This is a genomic window from Lysobacter sp. GQ73 (assembly GCF_059758755.1).
On record NZ_JCAXEE010000001.1, the window covers coordinates 830,655 to 850,809 of the forward strand.

The following is a 20,155-nucleotide window of genomic DNA, read 5'->3' on the forward strand; positions in this document are numbered from 1 at the left end:
TTCGCCGGCGACGCTGCGATCCGCTCCAGGGCAGGAGCGGCGCGAGCCGCGACTGCGGGCTTACCGCCGGCGGCGCGGCGGCCATGGAGCTGCGCGGTCGCGACTTGCGTCGCTCCTACCCCAAGGCCCAGGCCTGATCCAAACTGAGCGATTCGCCGTTTCCCTGCAGGAGCGGCGTAAGCCGCGACCGCGGGGTTTCAGACGGCGGCGCGGCGATCACGGGCTGCGGTCGCGACTCGCGTCGATCCTGCCGTGGATTGGTCGACGCGGATCGCCGTGGGCCAAGACGCGTCGCGCAGCGGTTCCACTGCGCGACACGATCGAACATAGTGTGCGGTCTTCCGCTTCGTTCGAGATTCGCCGATGACTTTGCGCGCCGGTCTGCTTGCCGCCTCTCTCCTGCCCTTGCTCGGCGCTTGCGCGAGCGCGCCTCCGCCGGTCTCAAGCGGCAACACCGATTCCGTCGCCGGCGCCGGTTCGAATCCCGCTGCAGCCGCCGCCGTCGTCGCGACGACCGCCGCCCTCGCGCCGTGCGCGGCCGATCCGGACTGGCACCAGCCCACCCAGCCGCGTCGCATTCACGGCAACAGTTGGTACGTCGGCACCTGCGGGCTCAGCGCGGTGCTGATCACCTCCGACGAGGGCCATGTGCTGATCGACGGCGCCACCGAAAAGGCCGCGCCGCTGATCGAAGCCAATATCCGCAAACTCGGCGTGGATCCGCGGCGGATCCGCTATCTGCTCAATTCGCACGAACACAACGACCACGCCGGCGGCCTCGCCCATCTGCAGCGCGTCAGCGGCGCGACCGTGGTCGCGCGCGCGCCGGCCGTAGAAGCGCTGAAAACCGGCAAGACCGACCGCGGCGACCCGCAGTTCCTCAGCGTTTCGCCATTTCCGCCGGTGACCGAGGTGCAGATCATCGGCGACGGCGACACCCTGCGCCTGGGCCCGATCGCGCTGACGGCGCACGCCACGCCGGGCCATACTCCCGGCGGCACCAGTTGGAGCTGGCGCGCCTGCGACGAGGCCGGCGTCTGCCGTGCGATCGCCTACGCCGACAGCCTGACCCCGATCAGCGACGAGGTGTACCGCTACAGCGACGAGACCGCGCATCCGGGCGTGGTCGCCGCGTTCCGCCGCAGCATCGAGACCGTGGCCGCGCTGCCCTGCGACATCCTGGTGACCCCGCACCCCAACGCCAGCGATCTGCTCGCGCGTCTGGACGCCCCCTCGCCGCAGGGCAAGAGCGGCTCCAACGACTGCCGCGCCTATGCCGCCACCGGCGCCGGCAAGCTCGAAGCGCGTCTGGCCAAGGAGCGCGCCTCGGCGCCGTGAGCCCGCGCCCGGCCGCGCCGGCACCGGCGCGGCCCTCTCGCCTGCCGCCTTCGCGGCGGCATGGCGCAGCCTTCTGCTGCAGCCTCGCGGCGTCGCCACGCAACGTTAGCGTCCGCCCGCGCACACTCGACGACCTCGTCGCCCGTGGAGCCTGCCGGATGAAACAACTGATCAATATCGACGTCCCGCACCTCGACGAGGCCACCGCGTTCTACACCCGCGCGTTCGGCCTGCACGTCGGCCGCCGTTTCGGCGACGAGGTGGTCGAGCTGATCGGCGGCGAAGCGCCGATCTACCTGTTGCTCAAGGGCGAAGGCAGCCCGGCCGCGGGCCACGACGTGCGGGTTTATTCGCGCCACTGGACGCCGCTGCACTGCGACGTGGTCGTCGAGGATGTCGAGGCCGCGCTCGCCAGCGCGGTCGCGGCCGGCGCGGTGCAGGAAGACCGCATCCGCAGCACCCGTTGGGGCCGGATCGTGCAGATCGCCGACCCGTTCGGGCACGGTTGGTGCCTGCTGCAATTCGTCGGCCGCGGTTACGACGAAATCGCGACCGCGCCCTGAATCCGATCGCCTGGGGACGGTCCGGTCCGATCCATTCGCCCCGGGGCGCCCCTAGCCTAGGGTCGGCCCGGATGGCGCGGCGGCGCAGCCTGTGGCGAGATTCGCCTTAGCCGTCACAACCCGGATCGCGGTCATGTCCTTCGTCACCGATTTCGTGCAAAGCGTATCCCGTGTCGTCGAACAGGTGCTGCAGCAGGAGCCGCCGCCCCCGCCGCCGGCGCAGACTCCCGAACAGATCGAGGCCCGGGTCAACGCCGCGACTTCGAACCCGGAGCAGCGCGAACTGCTGACTCAGGGCTATACCCAGGCGCAGCAGAACCAGGATGGCGCTCTGTGGCAGCAGACCGAAGCGCTCGAAACCCTCTACCACGACCGTGAAGTGCTGGCCCTGAGCCGCTCGCTCGGCGCCGACGACGAAGTGCCGGAAGGCTGGCATCGCGCCAGCGACGCCGAGTTGCAGCAGTACGGTCTGACCTCGGACCAATTGCATCCGGAAGGCTCCGGCTTCAACGCCGAGTTGTTCATCCCCGACCCCGCGGTGTTCGGCCCCGATGCCGCGCCGGTGCTGCAGTTCGAGGGCACCGACTTCGCCGACCTGGAGGACGTCAACGCCGACGTCGCCCAGGCGCTCGGCAACGACGAGGCCTATTACAACCAGGCCATCGACATCGCCAGTTCGGTCGCCGAGCACGGCGGCGACAACGTGATCTTCAGCGGCCATTCGCTCGGCGGCGGCCTCGCCACCGCCGCGGCGCTGGTCACCGGCAACCCCGGCATCGTCTCCAACCCGGCCGGGGTGAACCCGGCCACGGTCGAGGCGGCGCTGGCCGAGCGCGGCCTCAGCTTCGAGCAGGCCGACGGCAACATCACCACTTATGCGGTCGACGGCGATCTGCTGACCGAACTGCAGGCCGCGACCTCGGGCCTGTCCGAGGACAACGCCGCCGGCTTCGCCGCCATCCTCAACGGGGTCGGCCTGGCCGCGAACCGACTGCAGGACGACGTGGTGCTGCCGACCAACGCCACCGCCGAAAGCGTGCTCAATCTGCCCGACGCGGTCGGCCGCCGGGTCACCCTCGACGCCACCGACGAGAACGGCGAGGCGCGTCCCGACATCGTCTCGCTCGACGACACCATCGACGGCATCAACGATGCCTCCGACCAGTTGCCGATCGGCGAACTCGGCGATGTCGCCGAGACCGTCGGCGACGGCGGCGGCCTGTTCGGCGACATCGTCGGCGGCTTCACCGACCTGGTCGACAGCGGCACCGAATTCATCGACGAGCACCTGCCCGGCCCGGCGGGTGCGATCCTGGGTGCGTTCGGCGACGGCGTGGAGACCCTCGGCGACGGCATCGAATCGCTGGGCGATCTGGTCGAGCAAGGCGGCGACCTGGCCGCCGATGCGACCGACGCGATCGAGACCGGCGTGGCCACCGCGATCGAGGCCGGACTGGAACCCGACACCATCCCGAGCGTGCTGGAGATGGTCGACCGGCATAGCTTCGGCGTGTTCGACGACTCCATGGCCAACCACATCGACAGCGAGGAGGCGGCCCTGCGCGAACAGCTCGGTTGAGTCCGCGCCGACGCGCCGGGCTCACGCCGGATGATCGCCGCGGCGGCATACTGCCGGCATGACCCGCGTGTCCTTCCGTCCCAGCGGCTCCGGTCCGGCCTGCTCGCACCGGGCCGGCTTTAAATGGGTCTGGGCGCCTTCGCTCCTGCTGGCGCTGGGCGCCTGCAGCGACTCGGCACCGATGCCCGCGGTCGCCTCCCCCTCTCCTGCCGAGCCCGTCGTCGCCATGGCCCCTAATTTGCGAATCGAGCAACATTTCAGCGGTCCGGAACTCGAACTCGCCCAGGCGGCCGCGGCCGGCCGCAGCGACGAAGTGCGCCGGCTGGTCGCCGAAGCCCATGCCGACGCCAATGCGGTGTCTCCCGGCGGCCTGCCGCTGCTGGCTTGGCCGGTGCTGCGCGGCAACGCCGCCGGCGTCGCCGCCCTGCTCGACGCCGGCGCCGACCCGAACCGTGCGGTACCCGCGGTCGGCACGGTCATGGTGTGGGCGGCCAAAGCCGAATCGCCGGAGATCCTGCGTGCCTTTCTCGAGCGCGGCGGCCGCGCCGACGCCAGCGATCAGGATCAGCAACCCTTGACCCGGATCGCCGCCCTCGCCGGGCAATGGGACAACGTCCAACTGTTGATCGAACATGGCGCCGACATCGATGCGCCGGCCCACGGCGACGGTGGCGACACCTTGCTGAGCTACTACTCGCGCGGCCAGTTCGACAAAGCCCATTGGCTGCTCGAACGCGGCGCCGACCCGACCCATCGCCTCGAAAGCGCGGCCAAGCCCGAGCGCATCGGCGCCCAGACCGTGGTCGAGAACGTCTACTGGTGGCCGGTCGACGGGGGCAAATTCCCGCAGCTCGCGCAATGGCAGCAGCGCTGCCAGCAACTGCTGGCCGCGCGCGGCCTGACCCTGCCTCGCGAACCGGCGCATTTGCAGCGCTTGCGCCTGGCCCAGGGCGGCGGCGCCGCGCCCGATACCTCGCACGAACGCGGCGGCGAGCTCGACCGCGACATCGAGCGCCGCGAACGCGGAGTCAAGGACGCGTTGACGCCGCGCTGATTCCGCCAGCCGCGACGACGCCGGGCGCGACGCCCCTGGCGTAGACTTCGCGCCCATGAAATCGCCTCTCATCGAAGTCGACGCCGCTCGACGCCCGCCGCTCGGCATGCCGCCGGCCGTATTCCTGTGCGACTATTGGCAGAAACGCCCGCTGCTGATCCGCAACGCCTTCCCCGGGCTGCAGTCGCCGATCCAGCCCGAGGACCTGGCCGGACTGGCCTGCGAGGACGGCGTGCTGGCGCGCCTGATCCAGCACGATCGCGCCACCGATCGTTATTCCTTGCGGCACGGGCCGTTCGCAGAGACCGAGTTCCCCGGTCTGCCGAGGCAGGACTGGACTCTTCTGGTCCAGGACGTCGACAAGTGGGACGCCGACGTGGCCGCGCTGCTGCCGGCCTTCGATTTCCTGCCGCGCTGGCGCATCGACGACATCATGGTCTCGTTCGCCGCCCCGGGTGGCTCGGTCGGCGCCCATGTCGACCAATACGACGTATTCCTGCTGCAGGCCCAGGGCCACCGGCGCTGGCAGATCGACGCCCGCCCCAACGCGCCGCAGGACTTCCGCCCGGACGCCGAGCTGAAATTGCTGCGCGAGTTCGAGCCGAGCCACGACTGGGTGCTCGGCCCCGGCGACATGCTGTACCTGCCGCCCGGCGTGCCGCATCACGGCGTCGCCGAGGATGCCTGCCTGACCTTCTCGGTCGGCATGCGCGCGCCGTCGGCCGCCGAGCTGATGGGCGATTTCATCGACACCCTGGCCGTCGAAGCCGACGAGAGCCTGCGCTACCGCGACCCCGACCTGAGCCCGCCGGCCGATCCCAACGAGATCGACGCCGCCGCGATGGGCCGGGTGGTCGAGGCCCTGAACGTCCTGCGCATGAACGATCCCGACCGCCTCGGCGACTGGTTCGGCCGCTTCATCACGGTCTACCGCGCCGCCGGCGAAGTCTCCTCGGGCCAGGAGGAACCGCGCTCGCGGATCGAAATCGAATGGGACCTGGAGCGCGGCGCCAGCCTGTGGCGCCACCCCTGGTCGCGGATGGCCTGGCGCAAGGCCCACGCACAGCCGGCCAAGGCGTCGAAGCCGGCCAAGGCCGAAGGCGCGCTCGCCCGGCTCTACGTCAGCGGCCAGGAATTCGCCTTGCCGGCGGGCGACGCCCAGGCCATCGCCGCGGCCGCCGAGATCGACGCTGCCGTCTACTCGGCGCTGTCCGACGCCGGCCGCGACTGCGTCCACGAACTGATCGCCGCCGGCCATTACCGCCTCGGCCTCGACGACGAGGACGGCGCCGACGAACACGGCGAGAACGAGGAATGAGCGCCGGGTTCCGGGTCGTCGCCGTCGCCGACTACGCCGCCGCGCTGGCGGCGCTGCGCTCGGTGCGCGAGGCGGTGTTCGTGCAGGAACAGCAGGTCCCGGCCCAGATCGAGCTCGACGCGCACGACCCGCTGTGCCATCACGTATTGGCCCTGGACGCCGAGCAACGCCCGATCGGCACCGGTCGGCTGACCCCGGACCGGCGCATCGGCCGCATGGCGGTGCTCGCCCCCTGGCGCGGGCGCGGCGTCGGCGAGGCTCTGCTCGAGGCGCTGATCGAACGCGCCCGCCAGCTCGGCTGGCGCGAACTGTCCCTGCACGCCCAGGCCACGGCGATCGGTTTCTATGCCCGCCGCGGTTTCCTGCCGGTCGGCGAGCGGTTCGTCGAAGCCGGCATCGAGCACCGGTCGATGCGGCTGTTGCTCGACGCGGCCAACCCGGTCGAGACCCGCGCCGCCGCCCTCGCCGCCCTGGCCGGGGTGATCGGCAGCGCCCGCCGCGGCCTGTCCATCTACAGCCGCGACCTCGATCCCGGCCTGCTCGACCGCCCCGAGGTGGTCGCCGCGATCCGCCGCTTCGCCACCTCCGGCGGCGCAGTCCGGGTGCTGCTGCACGACCCGGGCGCACCGCAACGCGCGCTCGCCCCCCTGATCGGGCTGAGCCAGCGTCTGTCGAGCGTGTTCGAGTTCCGCGCCATCGAAGAGCCGGTCGACCTCAAATACCCCGCGGCGTATCTGGTCAACGACCTCGACGGCTGGTACTACCGGCCGCTGGGCCACCGCTACGACGGCGAGACGCGGCTCGACGGCGGCGCCCGCGCCCGCCAGCTGCGCGCGCATTTCGACCCGGTCTGGGAGCGCGCCCGCCCCTGCAGCGAGTTCCGCGCGCTCGGAATCTGAGGCCGCGCTAAACCGCCTCGTGCCGGGGCCCGACGCCCGCAACCCGGCGCCCGGCGCGCGCCCGGCGGCATTGCCGGAACGGTCCGTATCCGCTCCGGTGTCGGATATCGAACAAAATCGGCCGCTTAGACATAAGTAGTTATGCCGCTGGCCTTAACACTACCGCTATAATTCCGGGCCTTGTCCGCGCGCCCCTGGCGCATGCGCGACCCCAATCCGCCCACCTAGAGTTTCCCGATAGCCATCGTGGACAGTCTCCTGAAGCAGTTCTCGCAATCCTCGCAACTCGGCGCCAACGCCGCCTTCATCGAAGACCTGTACGAGCAGTACCTGGTCGACCCCGAAAGCGTCGGGGGCAAATGGAAAGCCTATTTCGACGGATTTAAGGGCCGCGAAGCCGGGGACATCCCGCATTCGGCCGCCATTGAAAGCATCGCCGCCGCCGGCCGCGCCGCCTCCAGGGGCGTCGTCGCCGCCGCCGCGGGCGGCTCCCAGGCCAGCGACGAGCGCGAGCGTTCGGTCGGCAAGGTGATCACCGCCTACCGTTCGCGCGGCCACCTCGCCGCCAACATCGATCCGCTCGGCCTGCTCGAGAAGCCCGAAGCGCCGGACCTGGCGCTGGGCTTCCACCGCCTGTCCGAGAGCGATCTGGCCGGCGAGTTCAGCACCGGCGGCGTCGCCGGCAAGGAACGCATGAAGCTCGGCGACCTGCTCGCCCTGCTCAAGGCCACCTACACCGGCCCGATCGGCGCGGAGTTCATGCACATCGCCGACGCCGAACAGCGCCGCTGGATGTACGAACGCCTGGAAGGCGCCGGCGGCAAGTTCTCCCGCAGCGCCGAGGACAAGAAGCGCATCCTCGAGCGGCTGACCGCGGCCGACGGCCTGGAACGCTACCTCGGCACCAAGTACGTCGGTCAGAAGCGCTTCTCGCTGGAAGGCGGCGACGCGCTGATCCCGCTGATGGATGTGACCATCCGCCGCGCCGGCGAACAGGGCGTGCAGGACGTGGTGATCGGCATGGCCCACCGCGGCCGCCTCAACGTCCTGGTCAATACCCTGGGCAAGCCGCCGCGCAAGCTGTTCGACGAGTTCGAAGGCAAGTTCGACCACGACGAGCACGCCCACACCGGCGACGTGAAGTACCACATGGGCTTCAGCGCCGACGTCGCCACCCCCGGCGGCCCGGTCCACCTGGCGCTGGCGTTCAACCCCTCGCACCTGGAAATCGTCAACCCGGTGGTCGCCGGCAGCGTGCGTTCGCGCCAGACCCGCCGCGGCGAGAACGGTCGCGCGCAGGTGTTGCCGGTGCTGCTGCACGGCGATGCCGCGTTCGCCGGCCAGGGCGTCGGCATGGAACTGTTCCAGATGTCGCAGGCGCGCGGTTTCGCGGTCGGCGGCACGGTCCATGTCGTCATCAACAACCAGGTCGGCTTCACCACCAGCGAGCGCCAGGACGCACGGTCCACGCTGTACTGCACCGACGTGGCCAAGATGGTCGGCGCGCCGATCCTGCACGTCAACGGCGACGACCCGGAAGCGGTGGTGTTCTGCGCCGAGCTGGCGCTGGACTTCCGCCAGCGCTTCGGCCGCGACGTGGTCATCGACCTGGTCTGCTACCGCCGCCACGGCCATAACGAGGCCGACGAGCCGGCGGCGACCCAGCCGCTGATGTACCAGGTGATCCGCAAGCACAAGACCCCGCGTGAGCTGTACGCCGACCGCCTGATTTCCGAAGGCGTGCTCAAGGCCGAAGACGCGCAGGCGCTGGTCGACAACTACCGCGACAAGCTCGATCAGGGTGCGGTCACCACCGAGCTGGTCGAGGTCAAGCCGGACGAGTTCACCATCGACTGGTCCAAGTATCTGTCGGGCAAGCTCAGCGACCCGGTCGACACCAAGTTCGAGCGCAGCAAGCTCGACGCGCTGGCCACCCGGATCAACGCGGTCGCCGACGACGTCAAGCTGCACCCGCGCGTGGCCAAGATCTACGAGGACCGCCGCAAGATGGCCGCCGGCGAGCTCGGCGGCGACTGGGGCTTCGCCGAGAACCTGGCCTACGCCACCCTGCTCAGCGAAGGCTACAAGCTGCGCCTGGTCGGCCAGGACAGCGGCCGCGGCACCTTCTTCCACCGCCACGCGATTCTGCACGAGCAGAGCACCGACGCCTACGTCATGCCGCTGCGCGAGCTGGTGCGCACGCCGTCGGACATGACCATCATCGACTCGCTGCTCAGCGAAGAAGCGGTGATGGCGTTCGAGTACGGCTATTCGACCGCCGATCCCATGACCCTGGACATCTGGGAAGCCCAGTTCGGCGACTTCGCCAACGGCGCCCAGGTGGTGATCGACCAGTTCCTGTCTTCGGGCGAAGCCAAGTGGGGCCGCCTGTGCGGCCTGGCCCTGTTCCTGCCGCACGGCTACGAAGGCCAGGGCCCCGAGCACAGCTCGGCGCGCCTGGAGCGCTTCCTGCAACTGTGCGCGCTCGACAACATGCTGGTGTGCGCGCCGACCACCCCGGCCCAGGCCTACCACATGATCCGCCGGCAGATGCGCATGAGCACGCGCAAGCCGCTGGTGGTGATGACGCCCAAATCGCTGCTGCGCCACAAGCTCGCGGTCTCGACCCTGGACGAACTGGCCAACGGCGAGTTCCAGCACCTGATCCCCGACGCCCAGGCCAACGTCAAGAAGGTCAAGCGCGTCGTGCTGTGCTCGGGCAAGGTCTATTACGACCTGTTCGAACAGGCGCAGAAGGAAGGCCTGGACGACGTCGCCCTGGTGCGCATCGAACAGCTGTATCCGTTCCCGCGCGAACTGCTGGCGGCCGAACTCAAGCGCTACAGCGCGGCCAAGGACGTGGTGTGGTGCCAGGAAGAGCCGCAGAACCAGGGCGCCTGGTACCAGATCCGCCACCACCTGACCGCCTGCCTGGCGCCGAAGCAGAGCCTGCACTACGCCGGCCGCGCGCGTTCGCCTTCGCCGGCGGCCGGCCACCTGGCCGACCACGTCGCCGAGCAGACCAAGCTGGTCGCCGACGCGCTGGTCAATTCGCTGCAAGGCGAGTCCAGCGCCGAATAAGCGCTGGCCTGCCGACCCTACATCCCAGAACGACTCATACCCTTTCAAGCACTCCAGGATGCCTGCCCCATGAGCACCGAGATCAAAGTCCCCGTCCTTCCCGAGTCGGTCTCCGACGCCACGATCGCCACGTGGCACAAGAAGCCGGGCGATGCGGTCAAGCGCGACGAGAACCTGGTCGATCTGGAAACCGACAAGGTCGTGCTCGAAGTGCCCTCGCCGGTCGACGGCGTGCTCAAGGAAATCAAGTTCGAGGAAGGCTCGACGGTGACCAGCCAGCAGGTGCTCGCGATCGTCGAAGCCGGCGCCGCCGCCGAAGCCCAGCCCGCCGCCGCAGCCGCCGCTCCGGCCGCCGCCAAGGCCGAAGCCCTGCCGGCCGCCGGCGCCCAGCCGATCACCGCCAAGGCCGACGCGCCCAAGGCCGACGCGAAGCCCGCCGCCTCCAACGACCAGCTGCCGCCGGGCGCGCGCTTCACCGCGAACAAGGAAGGCATCGACGCCGCGCAGGTCGAAGGCACCGGCCGCAAGGGCGCGGTGACCAAGGAAGACATCCTCAACTACGCCAAGTCCGGCGGCGTCGGCAACGCCTCGGGCGCCCGCCCGGAAGAGCGCGTGCCGATGACCCGCATGCGCGCGCGCATCGCCGAGCGCCTGATGCAGTCGAAGAACTCGATCGCGATGCTGACCTCGTTCAACGAAGTCAACCTCGGCAAGGTCATGGCGATGCGCAAGGAGCTGGGCGAGTCCTTCGAGAAGGCCAACGGCGTCAAGCTCGGCTTCATGAGCTTCTTCGCCAAGGCCGCCGCCAACGCGCTGCAGCGCCACCCGGTGGTCAACGCCTCGGTGGACGGCAACGACATCGTCTATCACGGCTACGCCGACATCTCGATCGCGGTGTCGACCGACAAGGGCCTGGTCACGCCGGTCCTGCGCAACGTCGAGCGCATGGGCTTCGCCGACGTCGAAAAGGCCATCGGCGAATACGCCAAGAAGGCCCGCGACGGCAAGCTGGCGCTGGAAGACCTGCAGGGCGGCACCTTCACCATCACCAACGGCGGCACCTTCGGCTCGCTGATGTCGACCCCGATCGTCAATCCGCCGCAGTCGGCCATCCTCGGCATGCACGCGATCAAGGAACGCGCCATCGTCGAGAACGGCGCCGTGGTCGCCGCGCCGATGATGTACATCGCGCTGTCCTACGACCACCGCATCATCGACGGGAAGGACGCGGTGCTGTTCCTGGTCGACATCAAGAACCAGCTCGAGAACCCGCATCGCATGCTGCTCGGCATGTAATGCCTCGCCGGGACTCGGGACTCGGGATTCGGGACTCGGCTAAGAACAACACAGCGGACCCGGGCCTCGCGCGCTTCGTCGTGCGGGTCCCGGGCCCCGAGTCCCGAGTCCCGCACCCCCAAGGACTCCGCAATGTCTGAACAATTCGACGTAGTCGTCATCGGCGCCGGTCCGGCCGGTTATCACGCCGCCATCCGCGCCGCCCAGCTGGGCCTCAAGACCGCCTGCATCGACGCCGCGCTCGGCAAGGACGGCAAGCCCGCCCTCGGCGGCACCTGCCTGCGCGTGGGCTGCATCCCGTCCAAGGCGCTGCTCGACAGCTCGCGCCAGTTCTGGAACCTGCAGCACCTGTTCGGCGAGCACGGCATCAGCGCCGACAACGCCAAGATCGACGTCGGCACCATGGTCGGCCGCAAAGACAAGATCGTGAAGCAGTTCACCGGCGGCATCGCGATGCTGTTCAAGGCCAACAAGGTCGCCCCGTACTACGGCTTCGGCACCCTGCACCCGGGCAACATCGTCAAGGTCAAGCAGCACGACGGTTCGGAAGTCGAGCTCAAGGGCACCAACGTCATCATCGCCGCCGGTTCGGATTCGATCGAACTGCCGTTCGCCAAGTTCGACGGCGACAAGATCGTCGACAACGTCGGCGCGCTCGACTTCACCGAAGTGCCCAAGCGCCTGGGCGTGATCGGCGCCGGCGTGATCGGCCTGGAACTCGGCAGCGTGTGGAAGCGCCTCGGCGCCGAGGTCACGATCCTCGAAGCGCTGCCCGACTTCCTCGCCGCGGCCGATGCCGAAGTGGCCAAGACCGCCGCCAAGGAATTCAAGAAGCAGGGCCTGGACATCAAGCTCGGCGCCAAGGTCAGCAAGGCCGAAGTGCAGAAGGACGGCGTCCATCTGACCTACAACGACGGCAAGTCCGACCAGCAACTGGTGGTCGACAAGCTGCTCGTCGCGGTCGGCCGTCGCGCCGCCAGCAAGGGCCTGCTCGCCGAAGGCACCGGGGTCAAGCTCAACGAGCGCGGCCAGATCGAGGTCGACGAGCATTGCCACACCGGCGTCGACGGCGTCTGGGCGGTCGGCGACTGCGTCCGCGGCCCGATGCTCGCGCACAAGGGCTTCGAGGAAGGCATCGCCGTGGCCGAGCTCATCGCCGGCCTGCCGGGCCACGTCAACTTCGACACCATTCCCTGGGTCATCTACACCGAGCCGGAAATCGCCTGGGTCGGCCAGACCGAGCAGCAGCTCAAGGCCGAAGGCATCCCGTACAAGACCGGCAGCTTTCCGTTCGCGGCGATCGGCCGTGCGGTGGCGATGGGCGAGCCGGCCGGCTTCGTCAAGGTCATCGCCCACGCCGAAACCGACCGCGTCCTCGGTCTGCACCTGGTCGGCGTCGGCGTGTCCGAACTCGTGCACGAAGGCGTGCTGACCATGGAGTTCAAGGGTTCCGCCGACGACCTCGCGCGCATCTGCCACGCCCACCCGACCCTGTCGGAAGCGATCCACGATGCCGCGATGGCGGTCGACAAGCGGGCGATCCACAAGGCTAATTGAAGCCGGGACTCGGGACTGGGGACTCGGGACTCGCAAAGCGAGATCGGCCCTTCCTCCCGAGTCCCAATGCAAACGCCAGGTCCGCCCTGGCGTTTTGCTTTTTACAAGTCCCGAATTCCGAGTCCCGAGTCCCGAGTCCCGAGTCCCAACAGCTCAAAAACAATGAAAACCCTCTGCGTCTACTGCGGCTCCAACTCCGGCTCCAGGCCGATCTACACCGAACGGGCGATGGCGCTCGGCACGCGCATGGCCAAGGACGGCATCGCCCTGGTCTATGGCGGCGGCAACGTCGGCCTGATGGGCACGGTCGCCGACGCCGTGCTCGAAGCCGGCGGGCAAGCGATCGGGGTGATTCCCGAGCAGTTGGTCAACTGGGAAGTCGCCCACCGCGGCCTGACCAAGCTGGAAATCGTCGGCTCGATGCATGAGCGCAAGGCGCGCATGTTCGACCTCGCCGACGGCTTCGTCGCTCTGCCCGGCGGCTTCGGCACCCTCGACGAAATGTTCGAGATGCTGACCTGGCGCCAGCTCGGCATCGGCAACAAGCCTTGCGCCTTCCTCGACATCGACGGCTTCTATACCCCGCTGATGTCGATGCTCGACCGCATGGTCGAAGAACGCTTCCTGCACGCCGACCAGCGCCGCGACCTGTGGCACGGCGACGACCTCAACACGATGCTGGCCTGGATGCGCGACTACGAGCCGGCGGCCGCATCGAAGTGGATGGACGAGAAGCGCCGCAACGCCCTGCGCTGAACGGCGGGCTTCGCCCGGCGGCGCCTGAGCGGCGGAGCTTGCCTGGTCGGCGGTAAGCAGCCAGTCCCGATAAGCTATGAGGCAACGCAGACAGGAGGTCGGATCGTGCGCTGGATCGTATTGCCCTTGACCCTGGTCGCCGTCGCGGCCTGCAAGCCGGCCCGGCCGCCGTCGATCGACCGCACCACCGTCGTGATCGAACGCAGCGGCTGCCGCGACAGTTGTCCCGCCTACAAGCTGCGCATCGGCTCAGACGGCGTGGCGATCTTCAGCGCCCGCGACTTCACCGGCCGCCACCCGCTGCGCAACGCCGACGGCGACCTTGTGATCCCGCACGAAATCGCCGACAAGGACCGCCGCGCGCTGTTCGAGCGGGTCAACTCCAAGGCCTTCGCTGCACTGTTGCCGGAATACTCCGCCAGCGCTTCCGACGGCCCGATCACGACGATCACCGTCAGCACCCCCGCCGGCAAGCGCCGCGTTACTCAGGACGCGGTGGCCTGCCTGCGCGACAGCAAGAAACCGGGCGCCCTGTCGTCGACCTCGATCGACCCGCAGGCGCGTTTCGTCCCGGACGTGTTCTGCGAGACCGTGGCCCTGATCGAAACCGCGAGCTGCGCCGGCTATTGGTCCGCGCAGACCCGCCCCCCGCTGGACCCCGACGATCCCCGGCTGTCGTCTCCGGATCGCTGCCGCCTGCCATCGTTCGGCAAAGCCGCGAGTGCAGGGTCCGTGCAGCCGTGAGGCTATCAACGATCTTGCATGGATCGTCCTGGTCGCCGCCCTGTAGGAGCGGCGTAAGCCGCGACCACGGGACGCGCAGAGGCAGCAATGCCTATGCCATCGATCGTGGCGACGTGCTCTCGCCAGGGGTAGGAGCGGCGCAAGCCGCGACATCGCTATGACAGTCTTGCGACGCTTCTCTCATTCAATAGATCGAGATCAAACCCAAAGCTTCCGCCACTAAAGCGGCGGGTTACTTTCTTTTGTCAAAAGCGACAAAAGAAAGTAACCAAAGAAAAACGCTTTTGTTTTGAATCACAAGCCCGCACGAGCGATGCCGGCGCAGGGATTTTTCATACGGGACATCCCTGTCCCGATGAAAAACGGCGCACATCCCTGCGCGCCGCCCTGCGGGTCTCCTCTAGCCTTCGCGAATGAGACCGCGCATAGCCAAAGCCGGCATTAGGGCGCCGCGCAGCCGTCCCCTGTAGGGGCGGCGCAAGCCGCGACCACGGGACGCGCAGAGGCAGCAATGCCTATGCCACCGATCGTGGCGACGTGCTCTCGCCAGGGGTAGGAGCGGCGCAAGCCGCGACATCGCTATGACAGTCTTGCGGCGCTTCTCTCATTCAATAGATCGAGATCAAACCCAAAGCTTCCGCCACTAAAGCGGCGGGTTACTTTCTTTTGTCAAAAGCGACAAAAGAAAGTAACCAAAGAAAAACGCTTTTGTTTTGAATCACAAGCCCGCACGAGCGATGCCGACGCAGGGATTTTTCATACGGGACATCCCTGTCCCGATGAAAAACGGCGCACGTCCCTGCGCGCCGCCCTGCGGGTCTCCTCTAGCCTTCGCGAGTGCGAGACCGCGCACAGCCAAAGCCGGCATTAGGGCGCCGCGCAGCCGTCCCCTGTAGGAGCGGCGCAAGCCGCGACCGCGAACCTGCGGCCGCCGACGCGAGCTGTCGGAGTACGTGGTCGCGGCTTGCGCCGCTCCTACCTAAGACCAGGCCACCGGCTGCCGGCGTTACTCGACGGCTACGGCCTCGTATCGCAGAAGCCGAATCACTCCGAAATCGCCCATCCCCACTCGGCTATCATCCCAACCTCCGCCCGCAACACCCACCCGGGCCGCACCGCAGCCGAGCACGCAATGAGCCTACCCGCCCCCTTCGACGTCTTCCGAATCCACAACGACGCCAGCGGCTACCGCAGCGGCATCGAATCGGTCCGCCTGGACGATCTCGCGCCGGGCGAGGTGGTGATCAAGACCGCGTACTCGTCGGTCAATTTCAAGGACGCGCTGGCCGGCACCGGCGAAGGCAAGATCCTGCGCCAGTTCCCGCTGGTCGGCGGCATCGACGTCGCCGGCCACGTGGTCGCTTCGAGCGACCCGGCGTTCAAGGAAGGCGATGCGGTGCTGGTCACCGGCTGCGGCCTCAGCGAGGTGCGCGACGGCGGCTACGGCCAGTACGCGAGGCTGCAGGCGCAGTGGACGATTCCGCTGCCGGCCGGGCTGAGCCTGCGCGAAAGCATGATCCTCGGCACCGCCGGCTTCACCGCCGCGCTCGCCCTGCACCGCATGCTCGATAACCGGCAGACGCCGGCGCAGGGGCCGCTCGCGGTCACCGGCGCCACCGGCGGGGTCGGTTCGCTGGCGCTCGACATCTTCAGCCGCGCCGGCTTCGAGGTGCACGCGATCAGCGGCAAGCCCGAACAAGCCGATTACCTGCGCTCGATCGGCGCCCGCGAGGTGCTCGGCCGCGACGCCCTGCAGACCAGCCGGCCGATGGAGTCGGCGCGCTTCGGCGGCGGCCTGGACAACGTCGGCGGGCCGATGCTGGCCAGCCTGCTCGCCCAGACCGCGCCCTACGGCAACGTCGCCACCGCCGGCCTCGCCGCGACCCACGAACTGGCGAGCACGGTGATGCCGTTCATCATCCGCGGCGTGTCCCTGCTCGGCGTCGCCTCGGCCGGCACCGCAAGAAGCATCCGCGACGAGATCTGGCAGCGCCTGGGCAGCGACTGGAAGCCCGCGCATCTGGAGCGGATCTGCACGCGCGAAGTCGGCCTGGCCGAGCTGCCGCAGGTGTTTCCGGGCATGCTGGCCGGCGGTTCGGTCGGCCGGACCCTCGTCGTGATCTAGTTGGCATTGCAGCGGCGCGGCGCGTCGCTACAATCGGCCGCAGGTTCTTGGGGGAAACACATGGCGCGTATTCTGATCGTCGACGATTCGCCGTCCCAGCTGATGGGCATCCGTCGCATCGTCGAAAAACTGGGGCATGAAGCCTTGACCGCGGAGGACGGCGCCGCCGGCGTCGAAGCGGCCAAGCGCGAGCTGCCCGATATGATCCTGATGGACGTGGTAATGCCGAACCTCAACGGGTTCCAGGCGACGCGCTCGATTTGCCGCGAATCCACGACGAAGCACATCCCGATCGTCCTGGTCACGACCAAGGATCAGGACACCGACCGGGTCTGGGGCATGCGCCAGGGCGCCAAGGCTTACATCACCAAGCCGTTCAGCGAGACCGATCTGTCCGAGATCATCGCGCAGTTGCTGCCCTCGGCCGCCTGAATGCGGGACGCGGAACGCCGCTGACCGGCCGGCTCCACAGCAAAACGACCAACCCGGCGCGAGCCGGGTTTTTCTTTGCCGGCCTTGCCGGGATCGCAGGACGAACCGCGCCAGGGGCGCGGCGGCACTAAGACCCCGCCGTGGCGGCGCTCAGACCCGCCGCCAGTCCTCGCCGAACGCCACCCGCATCGCCTCGTAGGCGTCGTGCTGCGCCGGCGTTTCCGCGCGTGGCGCCAGTACTTCCAGCTCGACGATCTGGTCGCCCGCCGGCGTGCCCGGCAGCCCGCGGCCGCGCAGGCGCAGCTTGCGCCCGGCTTCGGAGTTGGCCGGAATCTTCAGTTCGACCGGGCCGCCGAGGGTCGGCACGCTGATGGTCGCGCCGAGCGCGGCTTCCCAGGGCGCCAACGGCAACACGTGGATCACGTTGCGGCCGTCGACCTCGAACTGCGGGTGCGCGGCGTATTCGATCTCGAGCAGCAGGTCGCCATGCGCGCCCTGCCCGGCCAGGCGGATCAGCTGCCCCGGGCGCACGCCCTTGGGCACGCGCACGTCGAGGGTCTTGTTGTTGACCGAAATGCGGATGCTGCCGCCTTCGTAGACGGTTTCCAGCGACACCGCGAGCTTGGCCCGGGTGTCGCCGCGCGGCGGCGCGCTGCGCGCGCCCTGCTGGCCGAAGCCGCCGGCGGCCGAGCGCCCACGCCCGAACAGGGTCTCGAAGAAATCGCTGAAGCCGCCGCCGGCGCCGCCGCCGGCGAAGATCTCCTCGAAATCCGGGCTGCCGCCGCCGTAGCCGCCCGCGGACGGCTGCACCTCGTCGCCGGGCCGGTAGCCGCGCGCGCGCAACTGGTCGTAGGCGGTGCGCTTCTGCGGGTCGCGCAGCGCCTCGTAGGCCTCGTTGACCGCCTTGAACTTCTCCTCGGCGCCGGCCTCCTTGCTGACGTCGGGATGGTATTTGCGCGCCAGGCGGCGATAGGCCGTCTTGATCTCGGCCTCGCCGGCGCTCGGTTCCAGACCGAGGGTTTCGTAGTAATCCTTGAACTGCATCGTCGCTCCCGCTTGCAAGCGCCAATACGCGGCGCAGCCCACTCACGCCGTCTTGACGCATTATTAGCCTGACAGCATGGCGGCGGCGACCGCGATTTCAAGTCGTTGACGCGGTATTTAGCACTTGCTTCCTAGACTCGAACCCCCACAGGAGATTTCCATGAGCATCCAGGTCGGCGAACGCCTTCCCGAAGTCGTACTCAAGCGCATCAACGAAGGCATCGAGAGCGTCGATACCCGGACCCTGTTCGACGGACGCAAGGCCGTGTTGTTCGCGGTGCCCGGCGCCTTCACCCCGACCTGCTCGGAGAAGCACCTGCCCGGTTTCGTCGAGCATTTCCAGGCGTTCCGCGACAAGGGCATCGAAGTGCTGTGCCTGGCGGTCAACGACCCGTTCGTGATGCAGGCCTGGGCGCAGAGCCAGCACGCCCCCGACGGCATGATCATGCTGGCCGACGGCAACGGCGACTTCACCCGCGCGCTCGGCCTGGAGCTCGACGCCAGCGCCTATGGCATGGGCACCCGCGCCAAGCGTTTCGCCCTGTACGCCGAGGATGGCGTGGTCAAGCAACTGCATGTCGAAGAACCCGGCGAATACCGGGTGTCTTCGGCCGAATACATGCTGCAACAGGTTTGATCCGCAGCTGGCCCGGGCCGTCGCAGGTCCGGGCCGGCCGCTTCGTCGACGCGCACCGTCGCGTTTTCCCGCAGCTGCCTGCTCGAGGTTTCTCCGCTCTCATCCCCGACCTGCCAGGAGGCACCATGCCTGCCAAGCCCGTCAGCAATACCGCCGCCCGTCCGGCGCCCACCCCGTCGTCCGCCGGCCAACCCTCGCCGTTCGTGACCGACCTCGCCACGATCCGCGCCCGTGCCCGCCAGCACATCGAGGACGGCGCGATCACCGAAAGCTACAGCGCCGACCGCGAGGCGGTCATCAAGCTGCTCAACGAAGCCCTGGCGACCGAGATCGTCTGCGTGCTGCGCTACAAGCGCCACTACTACATGGCCAGCGGCCTGATGGCCGACGCGGTCAAGTCCGAATTCCTCGAACACGCCAACGAAGAACAGGCGCATGCCGACCGCATCGCCGAGCGCATCGTCCAGCTCGGCGGCGCCCCCGACTTCAACCCCGACGTGCTGTCCAAGCGCGCCCACGCCGAGTACGTCGAAGGCACCGACCTGCGCGACATGGTCAAGGAAGACCTGGTCGCCGAGCGCATCGCGATCGACAGCTATCGCGAGATCATCAACTACCTCGGCGACCGCGATACCACCACCAAGCGTCTGATGGAGGACATCCTGGCGCAGGAAGAAGAGCACGCCGACGAACTGGCCGACATGCTGGATGGTTGGACCGGCAAATAAGCCGTGCTCCGGAAGGCCGCGGCTCGAGGCTTCTTTCGTAGATCCGCGTGAGCCGCGGCCGGTCTGCGCGGCGAACCGGTCTTCGTCGGACGGCAACGACGGTGCAGACCGCTGCGCGTTCCGCGATCGCGGCTTGCGCCGCTCCTGCCCCGCGGTGGGAATCGTGCCTTCGATCGAAGACCGAAGGCGTTTTGCACTCTACGCGTTCCACGGTCGCGGCTTACGCCGCTCCTACAGGGGGCAGAACGCAGTGATTTGTGTAGGTGCAGCGTAAGCCGCGACCGCCGTCTCAAGATCTCCGCGAAGGTTCAGGCCGCTTCGCCTTGCGCCGCTTCGCCGTGCGCCGCCTCCCCTTGCGCCGCCTCGGCGAACACGCTGCGGCCGAACGCGAAGGCCTTGGGCAGGAGCGCGGCGGCTTCGTCGGGGCTGGTGTGCAGCAACAGCTCCGAGGTCAGCACCCGGGCGCCGCAGTAGTCGAAGATGCCGTGGTCGATCTGGGTGTTCATCGCCACGTCGTAGCCGTGTTTGCGGTAGGTACCGGCGCCGGCCCCGCCGATGCCGAGCAAATGCACGCGCAAGCGCTGCAGCTTCTTGGCGACCCGGCCGTCCTTTTCCTCGTAGGCCCAGCCGTTGGCGAAGACGCGGTCGATCCAGCCCTTGAGCAGGCCCGGCATCGACCACCAGTACACCGGGAACACCAGCACCAGCGCATCACTGCGGTCGATCCGCGCCTGCTCGGCGCGCACGTCCGCGGGCGCGGGCTCGCGCAGGTAGAAGCCGGCGACGTCGTCCCGGTTGAAGCGCGGGTCGAACCCCTCCGCGGCCAGATCGGCGACTTCGTGGGCATGGCCCGACTGGGACAGTCCTTCGGCCAGTTGCGCGGCGACGGCGTGGGTCAGCGATTGCGGGTCGGGATGGGCGACGACGATCAGAGCATTCATGGGCAAAGGTCCGCTGAAGATTTAACTACTAAAGGTAACTTACTATGTGTAAGTTACTTTCGG

Annotated in this window: 17 protein-coding genes; 15 read left to right on the forward strand and 2 right to left on the reverse strand. The window is 68.5% G+C overall.

Annotated elements, in window-relative coordinates:
• Positions 1-363: 363 nt before the first annotated feature.
• The 13 genes from bla to pilH all read left to right on the forward strand — a co-directional run bounded on the left by bla (position 364) and on the right by pilH (position 16,742).
• Entirely contained in the window at positions 364-1,338 is a 975-nt protein-coding gene (gene bla / locus AC6CH2_RS03245) for a subclass B3 metallo-beta-lactamase (protein WP_498267912.1), read from the forward strand.
• 158 nt (positions 1,339-1,496) lie between these two features.
• Positions 1,497-1,901, forward strand: a complete 405-nt coding sequence (locus AC6CH2_RS03250; protein ID WP_498267913.1) for a VOC family protein — start codon at positions 1,497-1,499, stop codon at positions 1,899-1,901.
• A gap of 133 nt (positions 1,902-2,034) precedes the next feature.
• Complete coding sequence (locus AC6CH2_RS03255; protein ID WP_498267914.1) at positions 2,035-3,480, forward strand: Tle-like phospholipase domain-containing protein; 1,446 nt, start codon at positions 2,035-2,037, stop codon at positions 3,478-3,480.
• A 226-nt stretch (positions 3,481-3,706) separates the two neighbouring features.
• Positions 3,707-4,534, forward strand: a complete 828-nt coding sequence (locus AC6CH2_RS03260; RefSeq protein WP_498267915.1) for an ankyrin repeat domain-containing protein — start codon at positions 3,707-3,709, stop codon at positions 4,532-4,534.
• A gap of 55 nt (positions 4,535-4,589) precedes the next feature.
• Positions 4,590-5,852: a JmjC domain-containing protein gene (locus tag AC6CH2_RS03265; RefSeq protein ID WP_498267916.1), complete on the forward strand. Its 1,263-nt coding sequence runs from the start codon at positions 4,590-4,592 to the stop codon at positions 5,850-5,852.
• Positions 5,849-6,751 (forward strand): GNAT family N-acetyltransferase, encoded by a 903-nt coding sequence (locus tag AC6CH2_RS03270; RefSeq protein ID WP_498267917.1) that lies wholly within the window; start codon positions 5,849-5,851, stop codon positions 6,749-6,751. The genes AC6CH2_RS03265 and AC6CH2_RS03270 overlap by 4 nt, the downstream gene beginning before the upstream one ends.
• Positions 6,752-6,997: 246 nt before the next feature.
• Positions 6,998-9,832, forward strand: coding sequence for a 2-oxoglutarate dehydrogenase E1 component (locus AC6CH2_RS03275; protein WP_498267918.1), 2,835 nt, complete (start codon positions 6,998-7,000; stop codon positions 9,830-9,832).
• A gap of 69 nt (positions 9,833-9,901) precedes the next feature.
• Positions 9,902-11,128, forward strand: coding sequence for a dihydrolipoyllysine-residue succinyltransferase (gene sucB / locus AC6CH2_RS03280; protein ID WP_498267919.1), 1,227 nt, complete (start codon positions 9,902-9,904; stop codon positions 11,126-11,128).
• Between the two features lie 132 nt (positions 11,129-11,260).
• Positions 11,261-12,685: a dihydrolipoyl dehydrogenase gene (lpdA, locus tag AC6CH2_RS03285; protein ID WP_435395645.1), complete on the forward strand. Its 1,425-nt coding sequence runs from the start codon at positions 11,261-11,263 to the stop codon at positions 12,683-12,685.
• 162 nt (positions 12,686-12,847) lie between these two features.
• Positions 12,848-13,441, forward strand: a complete 594-nt coding sequence (locus AC6CH2_RS03290) for an LOG family protein (RefSeq protein WP_498267920.1) — start codon at positions 12,848-12,850, stop codon at positions 13,439-13,441.
• A gap of 105 nt (positions 13,442-13,546) precedes the next feature.
• Entirely contained in the window at positions 13,547-14,185 is a 639-nt protein-coding gene (locus AC6CH2_RS03295) for a DUF6438 domain-containing protein (RefSeq protein ID WP_498267921.1), read from the forward strand.
• A 1,132-nt stretch (positions 14,186-15,317) separates the two neighbouring features.
• Positions 15,318-16,310 (forward strand): YhdH/YhfP family quinone oxidoreductase, encoded by a 993-nt coding sequence (locus tag AC6CH2_RS03300; protein WP_498267922.1) that lies wholly within the window; start codon positions 15,318-15,320, stop codon positions 16,308-16,310.
• Between the two features lie 60 nt (positions 16,311-16,370).
• Positions 16,371-16,742 (forward strand): twitching motility response regulator PilH, encoded by a 372-nt coding sequence (gene pilH / locus AC6CH2_RS03305; RefSeq protein WP_031370810.1) that lies wholly within the window; start codon positions 16,371-16,373, stop codon positions 16,740-16,742.
• Positions 16,743-16,892: 150 nt separating this feature from the next.
• On the opposite strand, the gene AC6CH2_RS03310 is transcribed toward pilH, so the two are convergent.
• Positions 16,893-17,786: a DnaJ C-terminal domain-containing protein gene (locus AC6CH2_RS03310; protein WP_435395649.1), complete on the reverse strand. Its 894-nt coding sequence runs from the start codon at positions 17,784-17,786 to the stop codon at positions 16,893-16,895.
• Between the two features lie 160 nt (positions 17,787-17,946).
• On the opposite strand from AC6CH2_RS03310, the gene AC6CH2_RS03315 reads away from it, so the two are divergent.
• Both AC6CH2_RS03315 and AC6CH2_RS03320 read left to right on the forward strand, forming a co-directional pair.
• A complete protein-coding gene (locus AC6CH2_RS03315) occupies positions 17,947-18,423 on the forward strand; it encodes a peroxiredoxin (protein WP_498267923.1) in 477 nt (158 codons plus the stop codon).
• 125 nt (positions 18,424-18,548) lie between these two features.
• Positions 18,549-19,151, forward strand: a complete 603-nt coding sequence (locus tag AC6CH2_RS03320; protein ID WP_498267924.1) for a ferritin-like domain-containing protein — start codon at positions 18,549-18,551, stop codon at positions 19,149-19,151.
• 308 nt (positions 19,152-19,459) lie between these two features.
• On the opposite strand, the gene AC6CH2_RS03325 is transcribed toward AC6CH2_RS03320, so the two are convergent.
• Complete coding sequence (locus tag AC6CH2_RS03325; protein ID WP_498267925.1) at positions 19,460-20,092, reverse strand: NAD(P)H-dependent oxidoreductase; 633 nt, start codon at positions 20,090-20,092, stop codon at positions 19,460-19,462.
• Positions 20,093-20,155: the final 63 nt, after the last annotated feature.